Origin of the sequence: Olivibacter sp. XZL3, assembly GCF_004368405.1 — a bacterium.
Lineage (GTDB): Bacteria > Bacteroidota > Bacteroidia > Sphingobacteriales > Sphingobacteriaceae > Olivibacter.
The window spans coordinates 84,846-104,560 of the sequence record NZ_SBJH01000004.1 but is presented as its reverse complement, the minus strand read 5'-3'; the positions used below and the strand labels follow the sequence as shown (position 1 = coordinate 104,560).

The following is a 19,715-nucleotide window of genomic DNA, read 5'->3' as shown; positions in this document are numbered from 1 at the left end:
AGTTGAAGCATGAAAAAGAAAATTGAGATGGAAGGGATTTCGGGAGCTGATATAGCTAGTGCGATCATGGCTGCAGAACAGTGGGATGTAGAGGCCGTAATGGAAGACCTCATCTACGCAGAAGTGGTAGACAAACGCTATGTTAAAATGAAAGTGGATATTGAAGAACTGAGGCGGCAGGATATTGAACTTCATTCATTTATTGAGGATAGATATGACATCGGTCCCATGAAAGGCGAGGCGCCACCTATACTGATCGGAAGGCGATCGACGAATGGGCTCTACACAGAGAGTCTGGTAATTGATGGTTTTTATAGGACCGCAATGGCGGTTGCCGCTGGCCATAAAACCATTGAAGCATATGTCCCCGAAAAGGGTACGGTCTATATGGTATAGAACTTTTTCATTTATGGGATCACAGATGATCGTTCCGTATAAGATTTAGGGATTGATAAGTTGGCAAAATATTGGACTGAAATGGGTAAAGAAAATACAATATCTGGCGGTATCGAGCGAAGTGAAAAAGTATCTGACTCTTCAGATCCAAGAAGGTAGACAGCAAAAAGGCTTACCGAGAGAAACCCTAAATGTACCAGGAATAATCAATTTAAGTGCCATTTCTGTGTCAAATGGTTAGGCTACGGTCACCAAGCCATTACATGTCTTAAAGGCTTTGGGTTTAAGTGATACCGACGGCCTTACAGCTATCCGATTCAGTTCGGGTAAATTACCACGGAGAAAGAAATCACTACCACTATCGAGGCCTCAGACAGGCCGTAAATCGACTAAAAACAGTCGATTAATCATGCGGCTTTTATTCTATCAGAGCTATAGTGTTAGGATATGAAATCTGAATAACAGCTGTCGCAATAGCTTTGTGCAACTTGTAGCTTTTGAATGTAATGTTGTCAACCATGTTATCGATTTACTTTCCACTGATGGGTGTTGCCCTCAAAAATTTCTCTTCCCCATATCGGTAGTTCTTCTTTAATACGCTCAACGAGCTCTTCACACGCCGCTATGGCTGCCTTTCTGTGAGCAGATGACGTGAAGACGAAAAGGCATATTTCACCGGTCTTCACCGTTCCGATACTATGGTATACATGCATGCAGGTCAAGGAATATTTTTCAAAGATGGCTTCTCTGATTTCCGACATTTTAACAAGCGCGAAATCATCATACGTCGTATATTCTATTTCATGGACGGTTTTGCCATCGATCTCGTCTGCCCTGATCTGTCCCAAGAAGATACTATGCGCACCGATCCCCTTCTTAGAGGAATGTTTTGCTATACTATCGGCAATCAAGAGCGGAGGAATGGCCCCCTCCACAAATATGTTCTTTTTCTTTTTATCCATTATTATATTTTTCCAGGTTAAGAACACCACCCTCTAAATGGCTGATAAAGGCATCCGTCCCAAATTTTTCCAATAGAAATTGTCCTGCAATTTGACTTCTTTTTCCCGATTGGCAGACCACGATCACGTGCTTGCCGTCTATTTTTCTCAAATTATCAGACAATTCATGAAACGGTATCTGCACATGTTCAAAGGGAAGTTTTGGCAGTTCATCCGCATTGCGCACATCAACGACCAAAACATCGCCCTTCCGGCATACCTCCATAAATTCCTCTGGACTGATTCCTTGAACCGAAGTTTCCCTGATACCGCAGTGGTAGTCATAATCGAAAGCTTCAAAAGCTTGCAAGGAAGTCGGAAAATTTATTTCTTCCAATAAGTTTTTCGGAATGTCCAATAGCATGGTACGATTATCCAATAGATTGATAGTCATTAATTTATTAGATAGTGGCTGACCGATACCTGTCAGGAGCTTGATGGCTTCGGTAGCCTGCATGGCACCAATAATGCCGGGCAGCACGCCAAGGACGCCTACCTCATTGCAGTTCAAGGCATCCAGGGGGCTGGGTGGTAAAGGGAAAAGATGCCTGTATGTCGTTGTTTCACCTCCGACATTGAAAACAGCCAATTGCCCTTCATACTGATAGATCGCACCGAATACCAATGGTTTATCTAAGAGCATGCATAGATCGCTTAGAAGATATCTCGTATTAAAGTTATCCGTACAATCGAGTACCACATCATAGCCCTCGACAAGTTCGACGGCGTTTTCGGTGGAGAGGTATACTGCATACTCCTGGATTTCAATTTCCGGATTCAGCAATCTTAGTTTTGTAGCGGCGACTTCCGCCTTGGAAAGGCCAATTTCGCCTGTTCCGAACAATACCTGACGTTGCAGGTTGCTCAGTTCGATACAACCGTCGTCAATAATGCCTATCTTTCCCGCCCCAGCGGCGGCCAGATATTGCAGAGCTGGACAACCCAGGCCGCCCGCACCTACTACCAGTACACTGGACTGTTGTAATTTAGTTTGTCCTGCTGCTCCAAATCCGCTCAATTTGTAATGTCTCGAATAACGATCGTTCCAATCCATTTTCTATCCTCCCGAATAGGGCGGCATAAGGGCCACCACATCCTGCTCTTTAAGAATCATGTTTTCTTGAACGATAATATTATTGACCGCGACCAAAAATTTACGACCTCTTAATCCGGCATATTTTGCAGTAAGTGAAGCCGTCAAGCTATCTGTATCCGATGCTTCAGCAGGAAACTCTTTATCCAGGATTTCGGTCAGTGATCCAAATGTCAGAACTTTTACTTTCATCTGCTTTATTTTTAAACATTTCGGGTTTATAAACTTACACGTAGAAATTGAATTGTCTGTAACTGTTTTACGTATCGCCTTCCGGTGGCCATATCTTTTGGTGAAAGCAATGCGAGGTCATCTTCCTGTTCTCCATTTGTTGCCTCATTGATATTGGTAACGACCAAAACACTGTCTCCGATCGGCGTGTTGAACAGTTCATTCCATGAGAATACTACCTTATACCCATCCTTCGCAATACATACGATGTAATATTCGCTCAATACCTTTGGTGATTCCTCTCCCAAAGCAATGTCCTTTAAAACATCCTTTAATAGAGACCCTTTAACGCCTTTTAAGGTTGAACGGTACTTTCCCGCGTGGTTGTATATGCGCAGCTGTCCAGAGAATGAGCCCCAAAGGCGCCTATCTTTTCAAAGGTAAGTGTTGTTTTTTTGGTGTCAGGCGTTATAATATCAAGATTTTTCGCATCCTGGGCATGAAGCCACATATAGGACAAAATCAGAAGAGTTGTAATGATCGTTTTCATTTCTTTTTATGCAGTTGTAAACAATAATTTATAGGCAGCCACTAAGAGTACTGTCGCAAGAACGTGTTTAAGGGCTTCCTGGTTCAGTTTTTTCGAGCCAAGATAAGCACCGAGCAAACCACCTCCGAATGCCACAACAATGTAGAGCCACATTTCGGCACTGAAGGTGATCCCCCGCGTGAGCATGCCGCCCAAACCTGAAAGTGAATTTACAAAAATAAAGGCAGCGCTTATGGCAGCAGTCTGTTTCTGATCCGTCCATTTCAACAGGATCAACAATGGAGAAAGGATGATACCGCCACCGATACCGATCATGCCGGACAGCAATCCGACAACGGCACCGATAGCCACAGCTCCAAAAATATTATAGGGCTTTAATTCGTCCTCTCCCGGACTTCTGAAGAAGAAAAACCGGATAATGGGAAAGAGCAATAACATGCCGAGCACGCGTTTATAAAGGTTGTCGTCCAGTGTAATCGCTCCTCCGATAAATGCAAAGGGTATGGACGCTGCGGCAACCGTCAAAAATAAGTTTCTTTTGAAAAAATGCCCTCTATAATATTGGATAAAAGAAGTCAGGGAAACGAATAGGTTCAATATCAGAGCCGTTGACTTCATTTCCTGTGGCGCTATTCCGTACAGAACCATCAATGCCAGGTACCCGCTTGCCCCGCCATGTCCAACAGAAGCGTATAGGAAGGCGACAAAAAACAGTATAATGTAGAACCATTCCATAGCTTAGAATTTGTAGACAAGGTTACTGTAAAATACACGTCCCGATTCATAGAATCCTTCTGTCAGCGTATAGTTCTTATCGAAGATATTATTTACACCTCCTTCCACCGAGAACCACTTCCAGACCTTAAGGTTTGCGCTAGCGTTATAAAGCGTAAAACCCGGCGATTCCGTGCCGTAAGAAGTACTGTAACGTTTCGAGTTATGTTCCATATTGGCCTGTACCCGAAACCTATCGCTCAGATCGTAACCTGCCATGAGCATCAGTTTATGACGAGGCACATCCATTAGGTAGATTTCCGGATTGCTGATATTGTTCCTTTTAATGAAGGTATAATTTGATCCGATAGTAAAGGCCGGACTGATGAGATAATTTGCAGCAACTTCAAAACCCAAGTACTCACTATCACCTGTGTTCTGCAATTGATTGAGCCACATGTCAGCATCATCATCGTACTGTACGTTGTTTACCATGAGCATGGTTCTACTGATTTTACTGTAGAATAAAGAACCATCCAAAAACAGGCGATTGGATAATCTGTTGCTGTAGGTCAGATCATAGTTGACAGACTGCTCTGCCTTAAGATCGGGATTGGGGATTGCCGTACCCATCCTATAGGAGTAACGGTCCTTAGGCGTAGCAAACCTTGTTTTTTTACCAACAGAAAGGTTTAATTGTTGATTAGGTGTTAACCGATACTGTAAGGCGCCTTGTATATTAAAGGCATCATTGGAGTTGGATGGAAAATTGCTGATCTTATCCGTGTCGGCATTATAATCTTCCGCTCTAAAACTCTTTCTATTATTATAATTTACGCCAGCTGTTAAGTCCAATGTTTCTGTTATCCTAAAGCGATCTTCTATAGCTAAGGTAAAATTTCCATCGTTCATATTTTGTTCAGGTTCTCCCAAATCGTATTCACGGTGAACGTCCTGCTTATATTGAACGGAGGTTGAAAGGAGGTTGCGTTTGCTTGTTTGATAGTCATGCTGCACAATACCGCCGATAGTGTAGTCATTGTAGATGCTTGAAAAGGCATAGCCACGCTCCATTGTTGTGAAAGTTGCATCATCCCAGGAGTTCAGGACGTTTTTGAATACGTCATAATAAATCCGTGTTTTGATGGACTGGTTCTGATTTATGGCTGTATTGGAAAGGAAATATATGCTTTGTTTATCCCACTTTGGCCATTCCCAGTATCTGGGTCTGCTTAACTGATTGTTTTCGGGATCAGATCCTACATAAAAGGGATTTCCTTTGCTGCCTTGCTGATAACTGTATGCAATGGCATATTCCGAATTTTCGTTCGGAGTAAATGCAACCTTGATATGGTATTTCCGATCATTCTGGTATGAATTTTCCCGTTGTCCACCATCTTCAAATTCAGTAGGAGTGAATTTTTTTGACATCGGGAAAAAATCACGGTTCAATTGGGAAAAAGACGCCTGCACGTAAAAGCGGGTCCATTTTGACCCGAAATTGAAATTGGTTCGGTAGCCTCCTGATATGTAGCCTGTGGCACCCTGTATTTCCAATTCTTTTTCAGGTCTTCTTGTAATGACATTTATAGCGCCCCCTAACGCGTTCGGACCATATAACACTGAGGCATTTCCTTTAGAAACCTGAACTTCCGAGACATCAAACGAGGTAAACCTGCCCAGATCGACCATGCCGTCATAGGGAATATATACCGGGATACCGTCGATAAATAAGGGTACCTGCCGAAGATCAAAACCCCGAACATTGACCACGCTTTCATTTCTTGCTCCAATAGAGGTGAGTGTCACGCCCGGTAGCAGATTTAACGCAGCGGCCACATCGTTTTTGCCATATTTTTGGATCTGCTCTGCGCTTACGGTATTCACGTTCCTTTGACCAATCACGGAAACTTCTCCCAGTTTAAAGACATTCTTTACACTATCTGTTTCAGCGGGAGACTGCGCCCATGATTGCTGGACCGAAAAACATAAAAATGCGGGTAAAAGAAATTTTAAATTCATGTATAAGGTATAGAATTTTTATAGTAAATAAGCTTCAATATCTGCTCCTGATAAAACCGCTTCATCATCTTCAGGAATAACTATCGGACAGTTTGCCTGTAAACTCTTATCTTCAAAACCGAGAAGTTGTTTAGGTGTTCCCAACCGGGAAGAATTTCCTGCCGCCAATACGATTATAGCTGTCTTTTTTATCATCCGCCAATACTTATCATGCTCCGGTTCGTTAGGGAATCGGCTTCTATATCCTTAAAATTTTCTGTTAATTGTCCGCCCAGGGATTTCGGTTTGGAACGTATGCTCTGATGTATCAATGGAAGGACATCTTCACCGTTTCGCAATGCCGATAGCAGATCCGTTTCTTCCTTTGAAAAAAGACAGTTCTTCAATTTTCCATCCGCAGTCAGTCGCATACGGTTACAATCTTCACAGAACGGCATAGTCATGGTGCTGATAACTGCAATCTTTCCTATATGTCCATGGATGGCAAACGGTTTGGTCGTGTCGTGGGGCCGCTGTTCAAGTGGCTCTATCGTATAGACCTCACTTATTCTGTCGAGGATTTCATTCAGTGTTAACACTTGGTTGCTCGACCAGTGATTACCCTCAAAGGGCATGAATTCAATAAAACGTACTTCCAGGGGATAAAGGTTTGTAAGTTTTACAAAGTCCAGTATTTCATCGTCATTCAACCCCTTCATTAATACAACATTGAGTTTGGTCTGTATTTGCCTGTCAAGGAGCAGGTCGATATTACGCCAAACGCGGTCAAAGTAATCTCTGCGTGTAATCTGAGCAAACCTATCCTTTTGTAACGTATCAAGGCTGATGTTGATACTGCTAAAGCCTGCATCCACGATCTGGGGTAGCATGTCATCAATCCGTATGCCGTTGGTAGTCATAGTCAATTCGACCGGTAGTTCGGATAGGGCATGGATGATTTCTGGTGCGTCTTTTCGCACGAGAGGTTCACCACCTGTCAAACGGATCTTCGTTACACCATTGTTCACAAAGAGTTTCGCCAATTGCCTGATTTCGTCTGCCTGCATCAGTTTGGTATGCGGAGTAAAGGCATATTCTTCCTCCGGCATGCAATAGAAGCACCGCAGATTACAGTTATCCGTGAGGGATATCCGTAGGTAATTATGGACTCGTCCGAAGTTATCTATGATCCTTTCTGTCATCGTATGGTTCGAATATCATCATGTATTTTTGTTGTCAGAAGCTTCAGTGAGCTTCCTTTTCTTCCACTCAGAATGGCCTTGATTTCAGATAGAACCGAGATGGCGATCTCTTCAGAAGTTTCTGCCCCGATGTCCAATCCCATGTGACGAGCATGCGCGCTCCCGGCTGTCTATAGGAAGAACCTTCCACCTTGACAACTGTGGCAAGAGCCATAGATTGGTTGTTTCCCAATGTCGTTTCGTAAGCCCGGATGATGTCGTTTATTTCTTTCATGGGTAATATGCCGCTTAGCAATAAGCAAAATCTATTAAAACGTAAAAGACTATCAAGGGTACCTTAAAAATGGTGGCTAATAACTTTGTTTAACCTATAATCCAAATTTAAAAGATTCTGGTCTTATTAATCACTTCATCAGTAATATTGGTAGTTAAATCAGTAATTTGTATACAGTATATTATTCTTTTTACGGCATTTTTGTAGAGCGCATATTTTGAGAAGTGAGTAATACCGTTATATAACCTGTATTAGCAGCGGTTACCAATCCCCTTTATAAGGCGACAGGTACACATTCTATCAATGGGCTTACAAGGTCTTAACGGTATTAATTAAATAATAATGATCAAATATTCTAAACAACTATCATGGCAACAACAAATTTGAAAATCAACGGCAAAGAATATTCAGTAGATGTTGACCCATCTACGCCTTTATTATGGGTTTTACGTGACCATTTAAACTTAGTTGGCACCAAATACGGTTGTGGAGTTGCTGCCTGCGGTGCGTGCGTTGTTCATTTAGAGGGAGAGGCTGTACGGTCATGTGTGACAAAAATAAATCGTGCCGCTGGAAAGGAAGTCGTTACAATAGAAGGCCTTTCGGAGCATGGAGACCACCCTTTACAAAAGGCATGGGAACAGGTAGATGTGCCTCAATGCGGATATTGCCAGTCAGGACAAATTATGTCTGCGGCTGTACTGCTCCGGGAGATTCCAAATCCCACCGATGAGGACATTGATCTGGCCATGACAGGCAATATTTGCAGATGTGGTACCTACCTGAGAATCAGGGAAGCGATTCATTTAGCTGCCGAAATCCAAACTAAATTAAAGTAAACGGCTCAAACATAAACAACTTAGGAGATGGAAAGTAAAACTGGACAAAAAAAAGACATGCGTAGCTATAGATTGGTAACAGCATTATCGGTTTTAGCCATCCTGATGACCTTAATGGTTAAGATATCTGCACATTCCGGATCAGCAGCATTTGATCCAAAAGATAAGAAAGTATCCACAGTTCATTCGAAGAAGGATAGCGTTAAATCCGTAGAGGCATTTTCTAAAGTGTATAGCGTATTGATGAGCCCCAGGTGCGTCAACTGTCATCCGGCCGGCGATGTACCTTTACAGGGAGATGATAGTCATTTGCATGCAATGTTGCCCCAACGGGGCAAAGATGGAAAAGGTATTTTGACCATGAAATGTACCAATTGCCACCAAAGTGAAAACACTCTTGGAACACATACTCCTCCCGGCAATCCAAACTGGCATCTTCCACCTGCTGATATGAAAATGGTCTTTGAAGGAAAAAGTGCTAGAGAATTGGCAAAACAACTCGTTGATCCTGCTCAAAACGGACATAAAGATATGAAAGCGCTGATCGATCATGCAGATGACGACTTAGTGCTTTGGGGATGGGAACCAGGTGACGGACGGACCTTGCCTCCGTTAAGTCATAAAGAGTTTAAGGAAGCCTGGATTACCTGGCTAAAAAACGGTGCTTATGCTCCATAAAACCAAGCATTGAAAATACTGAATTTAAAAGGTAAGATATGACTGAAGTTAAAAATAATATGGGAAGAAGATCCTTCCTGAAAGCTGCCCTGCTTGCAGGAGGTGGGATGATTGTCCATTTCAGCTGGCCTGTTGGCAGCAAAGCTGCCGGGAAGGATGCACTTGAAATACCGGAAGAGTGGTTCGAGATGAACAGCTACATCAAGATCGGCAAAAACGGTGTGGTTACCCTGTTCAACCCGAATCCGGAATTTGGACAGAACGTGAAGACTTCGCTGCCCATGATCCTTGCCGAAGAGCTGGACATCGATTGGGAGCAGGTCATCGTTGAACAGGCGGATTTCTATCCGGAGCGCTATGCGAGACAATTCACCGGGGGCAGCCGTTCCGTCATGGAGGCCTGGTCGCCTTTAAGAACCGCCGGTGCTACGGCAAGGCAGATGCTGGTACTGGCTGCGGCAACCGAATGGAAAGTCCCCGCCTCGGAGATTACCACCCAGCAGGGCACCTTATTACATGCAGTATCCGGAAAGCAAGCCGGTTATGGTGAGTTTGCGTCCGCTGCTGCCATGAGACCGGTGCCGGAATCGGTAAAGCTGAAAAATGTTTCAGATTTCAGGATCGTAGGTTCTTCCAAGAGTAACGTAGAGGTTAAGAATATACTGATGGGAAAGCCTCTATTCGGACTCGATTATAAGACAGACGGAATGCTTATTGCGATGGTCGTTCACCCTCCAGCATTCGGACTACGCTTTAGATCGATGGATGACAGCGTTGCTAAAACTATGCCCGGCATTAAGTCCATATTTACGATAGACTCCTTGACGGAGGATATAGACCAGAACATCTTTGATGCAACCAGTTTCACTAAATTTGCCGTGGTTGTGGGCAATACCACTTGGGAGGTACTGCAGGCAAAAAAAGCATTAAAAGTAGAGTGGGAAGCGGAGCCCGAACGCATCTTTACAATGGGTGGCAGAAAGGCGACATTTCCTTCGGGACTGGAAAGCACGGAAGTGCATCGGGCCAAAATGCAGGAATTAACCAAAATGCCGGGAAATGTTTCCCGGCGAGATGGGGATCCGGAAAAGGCTTTCCAATCAGCCGCAAGAATTCTTGAACGCACCTATACTGCACCATTTCTGGCGCATAATGCCATGGAACCCGTGAACTGCTTTGCACATGTCACGGCTGATAGGGCCGAATTATATGGGCCAACGCAGGCACCCGAGTTTATTTTGGGAACACTTTCGCAAAGGCTTGGGTTGCCAAAGGAAAAAATACTGATTCGGCTGGCGCGCATGGGAGGCGGATTTGGTCGTCGGGCATACGGGCATCATTTGATCGAAGCAGCGGTTATATCCAAACATGCGCAGGCTCCGATTAAACTTGTCTATACACGTGAGGACGAAATGACTGCCGGAATCTATAGGCCCACGTACAGTGCAACTTATCGGGCAGCATTCGATGAAAACAATCAGTTATTGGCTTTCCATGTCAAGGCAGGCGGAATCCCTGAATCACCTTTGCATGCAAATCGTTTTCCGGCGGGCGCGATTGATAACTACCTTGCTGAAGGGTGGCAGATTCCTTCCAATATCACCGTTGGCGCTTTTCGCGCGCCGCGGTCCAACTTTATGGCGGCGGCGGAACAATCCTTTTTGGATGAACTGGCGGCAGAGATGGGCAAAGATCCCATTGATTTTCGTTTGGAACTGCTGGAACGGGCAAGGACAAATCCGATAGGTGAGAGAAATGATTACGATGCCGCCCGTTACGCGGGGGTACTGGAATTGGTACGTGAAAAATCTAAATGGAAGGAAACAACGGAGGGAGTTCACCGTGGCGTATCAGCCTACTTTTGCCACAATTCCTATGTTGCGGAAGTGGTTGATCTGGTGATGAAAAATGGTATTCCCAAGGTGGAAAAAATAGTTGCAGCCATTGATTGCGGAATTGTAATCAATAAAGATGCAGCCATTAATATGGCCGGAGGTGCTATTGTAGACGGTATCGGTAATGCGCTATACGGGGAACTTCCGTTTAAGGACGGAGTGCCACAAAAGAACAATTTTACGACTTACCAATTAATTCGAATGAACGAAGCCCCAAAAGAGATCGATGTTCATTTTGTAAAAAATGAAAAAGATCCTACGGGCATGGGCGAGCCGCCGTTTCCACCAACTTTTGCCGCTGTGGCAAATGCACTTTATAAAGCTACCGGAAGACGCTTTTACAACCAGCCGTTCATCAATGAACTGAAATCATCATAATCGACAGAACGGTATAATTTTAACAATAAACAAGTAAAGTAAATCTCAATTTAGAACTATTAAACAAATAGAACATGAAAAAATCAATCATTGGGTTATTATTAGTCATTCTGGGAGTACAACTGTCTTTCGCCCAAAATTCTTCAACCGAACAAGAGCTTAAAGATCTTTCTAAAGCCAAATGGCAATGGATGGCTGACAAAAACGTAGACAAACTGGCTTCACTTTTTCACGATAAGTCAAAATTTGTCCATATGAGTGGAACCTGGAAAAGGGATGAGGAGTTGGAGATTATTAAAACCGGAAGCATTTGGTATAAAAATGCCGATGTCCATGATGTAGCCGTTGAAATTGTTGACGATGTGGCTGTCCTTTGGAACCGCATTACGTTGGATGCCGTGGTTCGGGGAAACACCGCGGTGACTGAATTTACGGTTACGGAGGTCTATAAAAAAGAAGCCGACGGTTGGAAATTGTTAGTCTTGACGTTTAGCAGTGTGCGGGACACGCATAAGATTAAGCATTAATAGAAATAAATCCGGAATAAAGGAACACGGTTACCAATGCCAATGGAGTGGGATATGCTTTGACAAAAAAGGAAAACCGGAAATAGGTGCTGCCATTTCCAGAAAGAGCATTGCAGCTTTTATCGCAAAGATCGTGGAAGACCCAGAACTGTTTAAAAACGAAATCTGGGAATCAGTAAAACCTAAGGGCAACGGTGAAATAGGAGAGTGGTACGAGTAGGCTTTCCATGAAAATAATTTCTTGACTTTGTTTTGGTGATAATGATTATCTCATCATTTTCAATGACGACCTCTTTATATAGATCCTTGTCCTGTATATGTAAAATATATATCTTATCCATGCTATTGCAGGTAATAATTTTCTCCGTCTTAAGATAGAAGTGCAGCTAAATAGCGTGTCTACCAAGCATACTAAACGATCGGGTAATACCCTGCCCTCATGATGGGGCAGGTATAATGCCACTTCACCCTTTGGTGTATAATATACGAGGTGCGGGATGCTATCGTTATAGGATTTGACCATAATTCCCAGGTCCTCGGCCAGCCAGAGGAGCTTATCCCGCAATTATGAAATGCAGATGGAAATGATTCAACACTTTTTGTTTGACATGCTCATCTAATTGTCTTCTGGCGGTGTGCAGTTTACCAGTTTCTGAAGGCCCCATGATGCTTTTTTCGTTGCCATGAGAATGCGGGAGCCCAAAAGAAGAATACCAAAAACAAGTAGAATGGAGGCTATTATAATCTGACTTTCTATCATTATCGCTGAATTAATCCATTAAACCTATTTTTTACGTATTTTTCCTTCCGCAATGGCTGCATCTTTAGATAAGTTGCTGTGCGCAAAAACCATTCTAGCGGACCGTACAAATAGTTTTTAAGCCAATATGGGCTGAATATCAACTGGAAAAAGTAGATACCTATGCCTAATAAAAATAGTTCAGTCGTTCCCCAGCTTTGGAAAATAGGGCCGAAGGCCCACATCGAAAATATTAGGCATCCGAGAACGCTCTGCATTTCATAATTTGTCAGCCCCATGCGGCCATAAGGTGAAAAGACGTCCAGATATTTACTGAAAAGTCTGTTCTGGTATAAAAGCGTGAATCCGGTAACTATAGCTCCTGAAAAGGCAACTATTTTTAGATCATTCAACGTCATCAGGGTTAGTCCGGAAAAAAGGCCTTCTGCCTCGCCGTTCATTAACGAACGGAAATCCAAGTCGGGGAAAAGGCTAACTGCAAAACTTATCAGCAGGACAATGATTACAAAAGCTAAAAAAAGCAAAGTAACTTTTCTCTTGGGCTGCACCCGTTCAAAAAAGCCCAAACGACCGACGACCAAGCCGAGAATGAACAAAGCCAATGTAATATATCCTCGTCCAAACAAACCAAATTGATAATTTAGTTTTCCTTGCAATCCTCGGGTAAAATTGTGCTTTACCGAATTGATGAAAGATGGTTTATCGACCTCGGCACCGATCTGAGCCGCCTGGCGTTGCCTAATTTCCTGCCGTGAATTTTCTGTTTGCTCCGTTTTCTGAAATGCACTGTAGCTGACCTGCATAATCCGCGGCATCCCTAGAAGCAATAAAGCTGCAATCGTGATCAAAATCCACGATTTTACCCGATAGAGCAAAACCAATATTGCCCCGAAAACAGCGTAAAGGGAGATGATCTCGCCGCCGTAAAAACAGTTGCCGATTAACCCTATGATCAACATGACTACCATCCTCCAAATAAAACGCCACCTGAAATCAATTCCCTTTTTAGCTGCACGACTGAGCTGAATGAAAAAACTCAACCCGAAAAGAAAGGCAAAAATATTTATGAACCTACCCATGATCACATTTTGTCCAATCCACTGTACCGTTTCATCCATTGCTGGGAATAGGGGTTCACGGGCATCTGGAGAGAATGAAAAAATACTGAATTGCTGCAGCATGTGCATCAGTATCACGCCCAACAAAGAGAACCCTCTTAAAGCATCCAATAATGTAACCCGGCTTAATGGTGTGGACAATATTCGGTTTTGTTCCATATGATATATTATACTTGTTATACTTGATTTATATTTTTGTTTTTTGGTGGGGTACTGTTTGTACTTTAATTTTAGCAATTCCGTATGATGTTTAGGCACTATTGCTTATGTAAGCGAGGGGATTTAAACGTATCTACCTGGAAAAGGATGAGATTCTAATAGTTTTTATGTTTTTTGTATACCTCCGTCACATGTTAATTTCCGTCTCCTCCGTTCTATCTAGAAAATTAAACTCAACTTTCGTTCGCAGAGTTGATATATCAGCAACGATTTGAATGTCTGTTTTGAGGATATCTATGTTCTGGTATCGAATATTTCCATTTTTAATGAGGCCGATATGGCCCGCTTTATCCACGCGTATTTCCGGTTGCCGGGAAACAATCTTCTCATCAGATAGAATCTGGTGTGAATCGGTTTGACGATCCATTATCCACATCCATTTTTTTTGAGACAATTCAAGGATTTTATCCTTTGGATCTGGCACCGTTTCTTGTCCAATTTCAGTATTTCCCAGTGCATAGCAAAAAGACAGCAAAAGGATACACAGCGTACAAAAAAGATCAATTGACTTTTTCATTTCATTACATATATAAGCGTATTTACGGAATTTGCTACCATTATTTGGCAATTGTTGCCCTAAATTCGTTAGGACTCAGTCCGACCATTTTTTTAAAGAACCTGGAAAAATGTTGTGGATATTTAAATCCGAGCTCAAAAGCAATCTTATTAATTGACTTGTCCCTATCGCCGATTCTATTTTTTGCTTCCCGGGCTATCCTATTTCGAATATATTCCTGCGCAGACATTCCCGTTTCCTTCTTTATCAGGTCTCCAAAATAATTTGGCGAGTGATGCAATTTATCGGCAAAATAAGCCACCATAGGAATCCCGATTTCGTAAATATTCCCTGATGAAAGATAATCGTTTAGCAAAAGATCGAACCGTTTTAAAATACCTTTGGAGCTATCCTCATGGAAAACGATCTGACGATCATAAAATCGCATGCAATAATTCAGGAGACGTTCTATATGGGAGATAATTAGTTTTTTACTGTGTTTATCCATTGCGTACTCCAGTTCCACTTCGATGCTGCCAAAGCAGTCGGATATTAGTTGGCACTCTTGAGGGGAAAGGTGTAAGTATGTGTCAGCAGAATAACCCAAAAATTTCCATTCGTTGATGTTATTTGCCAATGGCGTTCCCTGGATCAGATCGGGATGGAAGACCAATGCATGTTTCTTCTGCTTATCCGGTTCTATCTTCTGTTCCCCGCCGTGTCCGGGAAAAATAATTGATAGTTTTCCCTGTTGATTTTCATGGTAGGTCAGCGCTATGCAATATAGGTCCGGATGCAGCTTGAGATCAGACTCTAAGGTTCGCTGAGATTGCTTCACCAAGCTGACCAGCGAATGCCTTGTTTCAGTTTTATTGAAAATATGGAAGGCAGGGATTGTGCCTACGTTGATAGCCTTTTCCATGGTACAAGGTTGCTATCAGACCAAAGAGTACCCGTTATGAAAAAACGTATCGGATATATTCCCGTGCTTAATGCCGCTCGTGACATAGGATAGAGTTATTCTATTATCAGTGTTGTGTGTGCTAGCTGTTTTCATAAAATGTCCTTATATCTTATGAAGCAAACTTCTGAAAATTAAACTATACCTATTTATAGGGGCGGACTAAAACGAAAAACTTAGGACTAAAGACGAAAAGCGAATGCTGCCGTTGCTTGATTTAGCCATTTACGATCCATTCTTTAAATTCTGCAGCTCTGTTTTTACTAATGTAGATCCGTTCCGGCACTTCGGTGTCCAATGTAATGAAAAGGCGGTTATCGAACCAGATCGTTATGTTCTTAACGGCACTTCGGGCAATAATATATTGTTTGTTAGCACGGTAAAAATCAGATGGGTTCAGGGAGGAAAATATCTGATCCAATGTTCTGGAATAGGGATGGTTATTTCCATCCTTTAGATAGATATGTGTGTTTTTATCGGTTGTATAGAAATAAGAGACCTGCCTGAGATCGATGGGCAGTAATTGATCCTTCACCGGAACCAGAATCTTGTCCCTGTAACGTGTCGTAGGTGCTAGTTTCGCAACTTTCGACAGGTATGTTGTAATATCGGCCTGCGACCATCTGCTGAATTTATGTAGTGCACGCTCAACATCGCTGTTTTTTATTGGTTTGAGCAGATAATCGATGCTGTTGACTTTAAATGCTTCGATAGCATATTCATCGTAAGCTGTCGTAAAAATGATAGGTGCCTCGACATCGATATGATCAAATATTAAAAATGCCGAACCGTCGGAAAGATGGATATCCATTAATATTAGGTCGGGGGCAGGATTGCCCTTTAGCCATTTAACGGTCTGGCCGACACTCTCCGTGTTGTGTAAGACCTCTATCGTAGGATTAATCTCTTTCAGGATTTCCACCAGGCTTTCGTAAGCGGCCGTTTCATCTTCTACGATCAGCACTTTCATGAATCAATCACTTTAACGGTAAATAAACGGTAAATGTATTGCCGTTATCCTCAACTTTTATATGTTCGTCCATCAATAGCAGAAAGCGGCTTTCCAGATTTTTAAGTCCTGAGCCATTGGTTAGCGGAGAAGTTAATTTGGGATAGATGGGACTGGAGATAACCAACTCATCTTTGTCGTTGGTATATATATCGATGGTCATCTTATGATCGCTATCAATTATGTTATGCACCACCACGTTGTCCAAAAGTGGAAGGATAGAGAGTACAGGCAATCTGGATGTTAGCTTGCCGGTATCTACATTAACGTTGTAGTCCAGTTTATTTGCAAAACGGACTTCCATCATATAGCGGAAAGAATCCACAAAAGCAAGCTCTTCCTCTAAGGTTACCAGTCCTTTTTTATCGCTCTGCAGGATGTACCTGAAAACATCTGATAGCTTATCTACGTAGGCCAGCGTTACCTCATCATTCTTTTTCCTGATAAGGGATGTCAGACCATTGAGCGAATTAAAAAAGAAGTGCGGATTGATCTGGTTGGTCAGAGCATCATAACGGCTCTGTAGATTTTTGACGGTCAGATCCTCAATCTGTTTCTCCTTTTTTCTTTTCTCCGTGTATAGCATAACGATGTGTCCCAAAAGCGAACTAAGGACAGAAACCACAAGAACCTGAAAAAGTACGAGGCTACCAAAATGCCTGACCCAGGTAAAGACCAAAAGTGAAATGGCCCCGTAAAGGGCATATGCAACAACCGATATCAGAATGCTGTATCCCAATCTCTTTTTATAAAGGACAGTATTTAAATGATTAAGGTTATACCTAATCAATATAAAAATCAGTCCGAAAAAAAAGGTGTACCGGTATAAGAAAAAGGCAATATGACCGGTCTTATCTTCTTTACCAAGCCATTTTAATTCAAAGGGCAACCAGGTTATATCCGGGTATATAACAAAAATTGCAGATAGAGCGCTAATCAGCAGCAGCTGCCACAAATTGTATTTCTTTAGCAAAATACTCCTTTATCTTTCATGGATAATAAAAAAATTATTCTCTTCCAAAAGTACAGCATAATATTGCCAAAAATCGTCAATCCCGATGAAAGCGAAAAATGAACGATGAACACGAAAATCCAGCAAGCGGTCAATTCAAATTCCTGTACTCATTCGGAGTATAACCGACACGTTGCTTAAATAACCTGCTGAAATGCTGCGGATATCTAAAACCTAGTTCGTATGCAATTTCATTGATCGTTTTGCTGCCATCAAAAATCTTGTTCTTTGCAATGTCAATGATTTTGTTCTGGATATATTCCTGTGCCGATTTTCCCGTTTCCTTCTTGATCAGGTCACCAAAGTAATTGGACGACAGGTTGAGTTCGTCGGCAAAATAAGCGACCGATGGCAATCCTATGCTATAAGGTTTTTCGGAAGCGAAATAGCTGTTCAACGCTTCTTCAAATCTTTCCAGTATTCCCTTATTGATATGTTCTCGGGTAATAAACTGCCGGTCGTAGAATCGTTCGCAATAATTCAGGAACAGCTCAATATTGGAAGCGATCAGCCGTTTACTATGCTTGTCGACTGAGTGGCTCAATTCATTTTCGATCTTGGAGAAACAATCAAACACAATTTTTCTTTCCTTTTTGGATAGGTGAAGCGCCTCATTGGTATTATAACTGAAAAAGCTGTATTCATCCAAGGTCTTGGCCAGAGCGGTGCCTTTGATCAGATCGGGATGGAATACCAGAGCATGTCCTATCGGCTGATAAAAATCTACCTTGTTCTCCACATCCAGCACCTGTCCCGGAGAAATAAAGACCAATGTTCCTTCCTCGTAGTCGTAATAGTTGCATCCATATTTTAAATCGCCACAGTGTACCTCTTTAAGGAAAATACAGTAAAGCCCGAAAGTCATTCTCGAACCAGTTCTCTTATTGGCTTTTGAGAAATCAATGATACTGACTAGCGGGTGCAATGTTTCGTGGTTATTGAACGCATTGTACTGGCTCACCGTATCAAAATTATATGCCCGTTCCATAGCTGTTATATTTATATGCAAAAATAGACATTCTAATAGACCAAATAACCAAACCCAAGATGCAATCAGTAATATTGGTAGCAAAAACCGTAATCGGTATACTATAACACCCAATTACAGTGCTGAAATTTGTAGGATAAATAAATAAGAGTGAAGAACATGAAGCAATCGGTAGGCTCAATTGAAGGCAGTCATACATCAAATATGTTTTTTTTAGCCGCTTTGGGCGCCCTTATGGCATTTACTTCTCTTTCAACGGATATGTATCTTCCAGCATTGCCCGAAATGCAAAAAGAACTTCACGGGAACATGGAACTGACCATCACAGGTTTTCTTATCGGATTTTCGATTGCCCAGATTTTTTGGGGGCCGATCAGTGACAGGTTTGGCAGAAAGTGTCCACTTGCCCTGGGAATGCTTTTATTCATCATCGGTACCATCGGTTGCGCCCTTTTGCATAATATTTCCCACATGATCTTCTGGATGGTTGTACAGGCGTTCGGCGGATGTACAGGGCCGATGATCTCCAGGGCAATGGTGCGGGATAGGTTCGGCATCACCAAAGCAGCACAGATGCTGTCTACTTTAATGATAATTATGGCCATTGCGCCCATTATCGGTCCGCTTCTGGGAGGCCAGTTGCTGAAAATAAGTTCATGGCAGAGTATCTTCTGGTTTCTTACTGTTGTCGGTGTGCTGATGTTTGTCTGTATTATGCGGTTGCCCGAGACCTTACCGTCTGAAAAACGGCAGGGTGCCTCGCTGGGCAATACCTTTGGTAAATATAAACAGCTCCTGTCCAACCGAAGGTTCATGAAATACACGTTGTGTGTCACCTTCTTTTATGTAGGTGCTTATGCCTTTATTGCCGGCTCACCGTTTGTTTACATTACCTATTTTGGAGTTGAGCCCCAATATTTTGGTTGGCTGTTTGCGTTGAATATCCTCGGGCTCATGGGGCTTAGCTTTGCCAACAGAAAGCTGATAACCCGTTACAAGCTTGATACCTTATTACGCACAGCTTCATCCATAGCAATGGTTGCCGGTATCATTCTGGCCGTTTTGGTAAAATCGGATATAACGGGCATATACGGTGTCCTGACAGCTGTATTTTTCTTTTTTTCCATGAACGGGATTATTGCCGCTACCGCGACCGCTTCTGCATTGGACGGGGTTCCGGAAATGGCCGGTACAGCATCGGCACTGCTGGGTTCCCTTCAATATGGCAGTGGGATACTTTCAACGATATTGCTCGCCATGTTTGGGGATGGTACCCCCTGGACAATGAGCTGGATCATAGCCCTGTTTACGATAGCGTGTGCGGGCACGGCTTTCCTGAAAAATGAAGATAGCCATGTCGGTTAAGGCAGAAAGAAAACACAAATATTGCCGACCTGTTATTTTGGTAGAAAAAACAGTAATCTGTATACGAA

General features: G+C 42.6%; 21 protein-coding genes. 6 read left to right on the top strand and 15 right to left on the bottom strand.

Annotated elements, in window-relative coordinates:
* Nucleotides 1–9 precede the first annotated feature (9 nt).
* Nucleotides 10–396 (top strand): hypothetical protein, encoded by a 387-nt coding sequence (locus EPX21_RS01260; RefSeq protein WP_134087868.1) that lies wholly within the window; start codon nt 10–12, stop codon nt 394–396.
* 521 nt (nt 397–917) lie between these two features.
* Here the strand turns inward: EPX21_RS01260 and EPX21_RS01255 are convergent.
* The 9 genes from EPX21_RS01255 to EPX21_RS23000 form a co-directional block, all read right to left on the bottom strand.
* A complete protein-coding gene (locus EPX21_RS01255; protein WP_134087867.1) occupies nt 918–1,358 on the bottom strand; it encodes a molybdenum cofactor biosynthesis protein MoaE in 441 nt (146 codons plus the stop codon).
* Entirely contained in the window at nt 1,351–2,451 is a 1,101-nt protein-coding gene (locus EPX21_RS01250) for a HesA/MoeB/ThiF family protein (protein ID WP_134087866.1), read from the bottom strand. Before EPX21_RS01250 ends, EPX21_RS01255 begins: the two co-directional genes overlap by 8 nt.
* Before the next feature lie 3 nt (nt 2,452–2,454).
* A complete protein-coding gene (locus EPX21_RS01245; protein ID WP_134087865.1) occupies nt 2,455–2,682 on the bottom strand; it encodes a MoaD/ThiS family protein in 228 nt (75 codons plus the stop codon).
* 26 nt (nt 2,683–2,708) lie between these two features.
* Nucleotides 2,709–2,969 (bottom strand): hypothetical protein, encoded by a 261-nt coding sequence (locus tag EPX21_RS01240; RefSeq protein WP_134087864.1) that lies wholly within the window; start codon nt 2,967–2,969, stop codon nt 2,709–2,711.
* Between the two features lie 248 nt (nt 2,970–3,217).
* Complete coding sequence (locus tag EPX21_RS01235) at nt 3,218–3,946, bottom strand: sulfite exporter TauE/SafE family protein (protein WP_134087863.1); 729 nt, start codon at nt 3,944–3,946, stop codon at nt 3,218–3,220.
* Nucleotides 3,947–3,949: 3 nt separating this feature from the next.
* Nucleotides 3,950–5,947 (bottom strand): TonB-dependent siderophore receptor, encoded by a 1,998-nt coding sequence (locus EPX21_RS01230; RefSeq protein WP_134087862.1) that lies wholly within the window; start codon nt 5,945–5,947, stop codon nt 3,950–3,952.
* An 18-nt stretch (nt 5,948–5,965) separates the two neighbouring features.
* Nucleotides 5,966–6,142, bottom strand: coding sequence for a hypothetical protein (locus EPX21_RS22565; protein ID WP_166670648.1), 177 nt, complete (start codon nt 6,140–6,142; stop codon nt 5,966–5,968).
* The gene (moaA, locus tag EPX21_RS01225) at nt 6,139–7,128 is read right to left on the bottom strand and encodes a GTP 3',8-cyclase MoaA (protein WP_134087861.1); all 990 of its coding nucleotides are present in this window, start codon (nt 7,126–7,128) and stop codon (nt 6,139–6,141) included. Before moaA ends, EPX21_RS22565 begins: the two co-directional genes overlap by 4 nt.
* A gap of 67 nt (nt 7,129–7,195) precedes the next feature.
* Nucleotides 7,196–7,342 carry an XdhC family protein gene (locus tag EPX21_RS23000; protein ID WP_240768473.1) on the bottom strand — a complete coding sequence of 49 codons (147 nt, stop codon included), beginning with the start codon at nt 7,340–7,342 and terminating at the stop codon, nt 7,196–7,198.
* A 428-nt stretch (nt 7,343–7,770) separates the two neighbouring features.
* Between EPX21_RS23000 and EPX21_RS01210 the strand changes: the two genes are divergently transcribed.
* The 4 genes from EPX21_RS01210 to EPX21_RS01195 all read left to right on the top strand — a co-directional run bounded on the left by EPX21_RS01210 (nt 7,771) and on the right by EPX21_RS01195 (nt 11,719).
* Nucleotides 7,771–8,241 (top strand): (2Fe-2S)-binding protein, encoded by a 471-nt coding sequence (locus EPX21_RS01210; protein WP_134087860.1) that lies wholly within the window; start codon nt 7,771–7,773, stop codon nt 8,239–8,241.
* 57 nt (nt 8,242–8,298) lie between these two features.
* Nucleotides 8,299–8,919, top strand: coding sequence for a hypothetical protein (locus EPX21_RS01205; RefSeq protein WP_240768452.1), 621 nt, complete (start codon nt 8,299–8,301; stop codon nt 8,917–8,919).
* A 38-nt stretch (nt 8,920–8,957) separates the two neighbouring features.
* Nucleotides 8,958–11,192: a xanthine dehydrogenase family protein molybdopterin-binding subunit gene (locus tag EPX21_RS01200; protein WP_134087858.1), complete on the top strand. Its 2,235-nt coding sequence runs from the start codon at nt 8,958–8,960 to the stop codon at nt 11,190–11,192.
* Nucleotides 11,193–11,266: 74 nt separating this feature from the next.
* Entirely contained in the window at nt 11,267–11,719 is a 453-nt protein-coding gene (locus tag EPX21_RS01195; RefSeq protein WP_134087857.1) for a nuclear transport factor 2 family protein, read from the top strand.
* Nucleotides 11,720–12,478: 759 nt separating this feature from the next.
* Here EPX21_RS01195 and EPX21_RS01190 read toward each other — a convergent pair.
* The 6 genes from EPX21_RS01190 to EPX21_RS01165 form a co-directional block, all read right to left on the bottom strand.
* A complete protein-coding gene (locus EPX21_RS01190; RefSeq protein ID WP_134087856.1) occupies nt 12,479–13,756 on the bottom strand; it encodes a DUF418 domain-containing protein in 1,278 nt (425 codons plus the stop codon).
* 187 nt (nt 13,757–13,943) lie between these two features.
* Complete coding sequence (locus EPX21_RS01185) at nt 13,944–14,333, bottom strand: hypothetical protein (RefSeq protein ID WP_134087855.1); 390 nt, start codon at nt 14,331–14,333, stop codon at nt 13,944–13,946.
* 40 nt (nt 14,334–14,373) lie between these two features.
* Entirely contained in the window at nt 14,374–15,234 is an 861-nt protein-coding gene (locus EPX21_RS01180) for an AraC family transcriptional regulator (RefSeq protein ID WP_134087854.1), read from the bottom strand.
* A gap of 256 nt (nt 15,235–15,490) precedes the next feature.
* Nucleotides 15,491–16,243, bottom strand: coding sequence for a LytTR family DNA-binding domain-containing protein (locus tag EPX21_RS01175; protein WP_134087853.1), 753 nt, complete (start codon nt 16,241–16,243; stop codon nt 15,491–15,493).
* Between the two features lie 7 nt (nt 16,244–16,250).
* Complete coding sequence (locus tag EPX21_RS01170) at nt 16,251–17,255, bottom strand: sensor histidine kinase (protein WP_134087852.1); 1,005 nt, start codon at nt 17,253–17,255, stop codon at nt 16,251–16,253.
* Between the two features lie 130 nt (nt 17,256–17,385).
* A complete protein-coding gene (locus EPX21_RS01165) occupies nt 17,386–18,282 on the bottom strand; it encodes an AraC family transcriptional regulator (RefSeq protein WP_134087851.1) in 897 nt (298 codons plus the stop codon).
* Between the two features lie 159 nt (nt 18,283–18,441).
* Here EPX21_RS01165 and EPX21_RS01160 point away from each other — a divergent pair, with 159 nt between their 5' ends.
* Nucleotides 18,442–19,647 carry a multidrug effflux MFS transporter gene (locus tag EPX21_RS01160; protein ID WP_206105967.1) on the top strand — a complete coding sequence of 402 codons (1,206 nt, stop codon included), beginning with the start codon at nt 18,442–18,444 and terminating at the stop codon, nt 19,645–19,647.
* Nucleotides 19,648–19,715 lie beyond the last annotated feature (68 nt).

Excerpts from the sequence above, each read along its gene's own strand:
- EPX21_RS01260 (WP_134087868.1), top strand. The coding sequence starts at position 10 with ATGAAAAAGAAAATTGAGATGGAAGGGATTTCGGGAGCTGATATAGCT.
- EPX21_RS01255 (WP_134087867.1), bottom strand. The coding sequence starts at position 1,358 with ATGGATAAAAAGAAAAAGAACATATTTGTGGAGGGGGCCATTCCTCCG.
- EPX21_RS01250 (WP_134087866.1), bottom strand. The coding sequence starts at position 2,451 with ATGGATTGGAACGATCGTTATTCGAGACATTACAAATTGAGCGGATTT.
- EPX21_RS01245 (WP_134087865.1), bottom strand. The coding sequence starts at position 2,682 with ATGAAAGTAAAAGTTCTGACATTTGGATCACTGACCGAAATCCTGGAT.
- EPX21_RS01235 (WP_134087863.1), bottom strand. The coding sequence starts at position 3,946 with ATGGAATGGTTCTACATTATACTGTTTTTTGTCGCCTTCCTATACGCT.
- EPX21_RS01230 (WP_134087862.1), bottom strand. The coding sequence starts at position 5,947 with ATGAATTTAAAATTTCTTTTACCCGCATTTTTATGTTTTTCGGTCCAG.
- EPX21_RS22565 (WP_166670648.1), bottom strand. The coding sequence starts at position 6,142 with ATGATAAAAAAGACAGCTATAATCGTATTGGCGGCAGGAAATTCTTCC.
- moaA (WP_134087861.1), bottom strand. The coding sequence starts at position 7,128 with ATGACAGAAAGGATCATAGATAACTTCGGACGAGTCCATAATTACCTA.
- EPX21_RS23000 (WP_240768473.1), bottom strand. The coding sequence starts at position 7,342 with ATGGCTCTTGCCACAGTTGTCAAGGTGGAAGGTTCTTCCTATAGACAG.
- EPX21_RS01210 (WP_134087860.1), top strand. The coding sequence starts at position 7,771 with ATGGCAACAACAAATTTGAAAATCAACGGCAAAGAATATTCAGTAGAT.
- EPX21_RS01205 (WP_240768452.1), top strand. The coding sequence starts at position 8,299 with ATGCGTAGCTATAGATTGGTAACAGCATTATCGGTTTTAGCCATCCTG.
- EPX21_RS01200 (WP_134087858.1), top strand. The coding sequence starts at position 8,958 with ATGACTGAAGTTAAAAATAATATGGGAAGAAGATCCTTCCTGAAAGCT.
- EPX21_RS01195 (WP_134087857.1), top strand. The coding sequence starts at position 11,267 with ATGAAAAAATCAATCATTGGGTTATTATTAGTCATTCTGGGAGTACAA.
- EPX21_RS01190 (WP_134087856.1), bottom strand. The coding sequence starts at position 13,756 with ATGGAACAAAACCGAATATTGTCCACACCATTAAGCCGGGTTACATTA.
- EPX21_RS01185 (WP_134087855.1), bottom strand. The coding sequence starts at position 14,333 with ATGAAAAAGTCAATTGATCTTTTTTGTACGCTGTGTATCCTTTTGCTG.
- EPX21_RS01180 (WP_134087854.1), bottom strand. The coding sequence starts at position 15,234 with ATGGAAAAGGCTATCAACGTAGGCACAATCCCTGCCTTCCATATTTTC.
- EPX21_RS01175 (WP_134087853.1), bottom strand. The coding sequence starts at position 16,243 with ATGAAAGTGCTGATCGTAGAAGATGAAACGGCCGCTTACGAAAGCCTG.
- EPX21_RS01165 (WP_134087851.1), bottom strand. The coding sequence starts at position 18,282 with ATGGAACGGGCATATAATTTTGATACGGTGAGCCAGTACAATGCGTTC.
- EPX21_RS01160 (WP_206105967.1), top strand. The coding sequence starts at position 18,442 with ATGAAGCAATCGGTAGGCTCAATTGAAGGCAGTCATACATCAAATATG.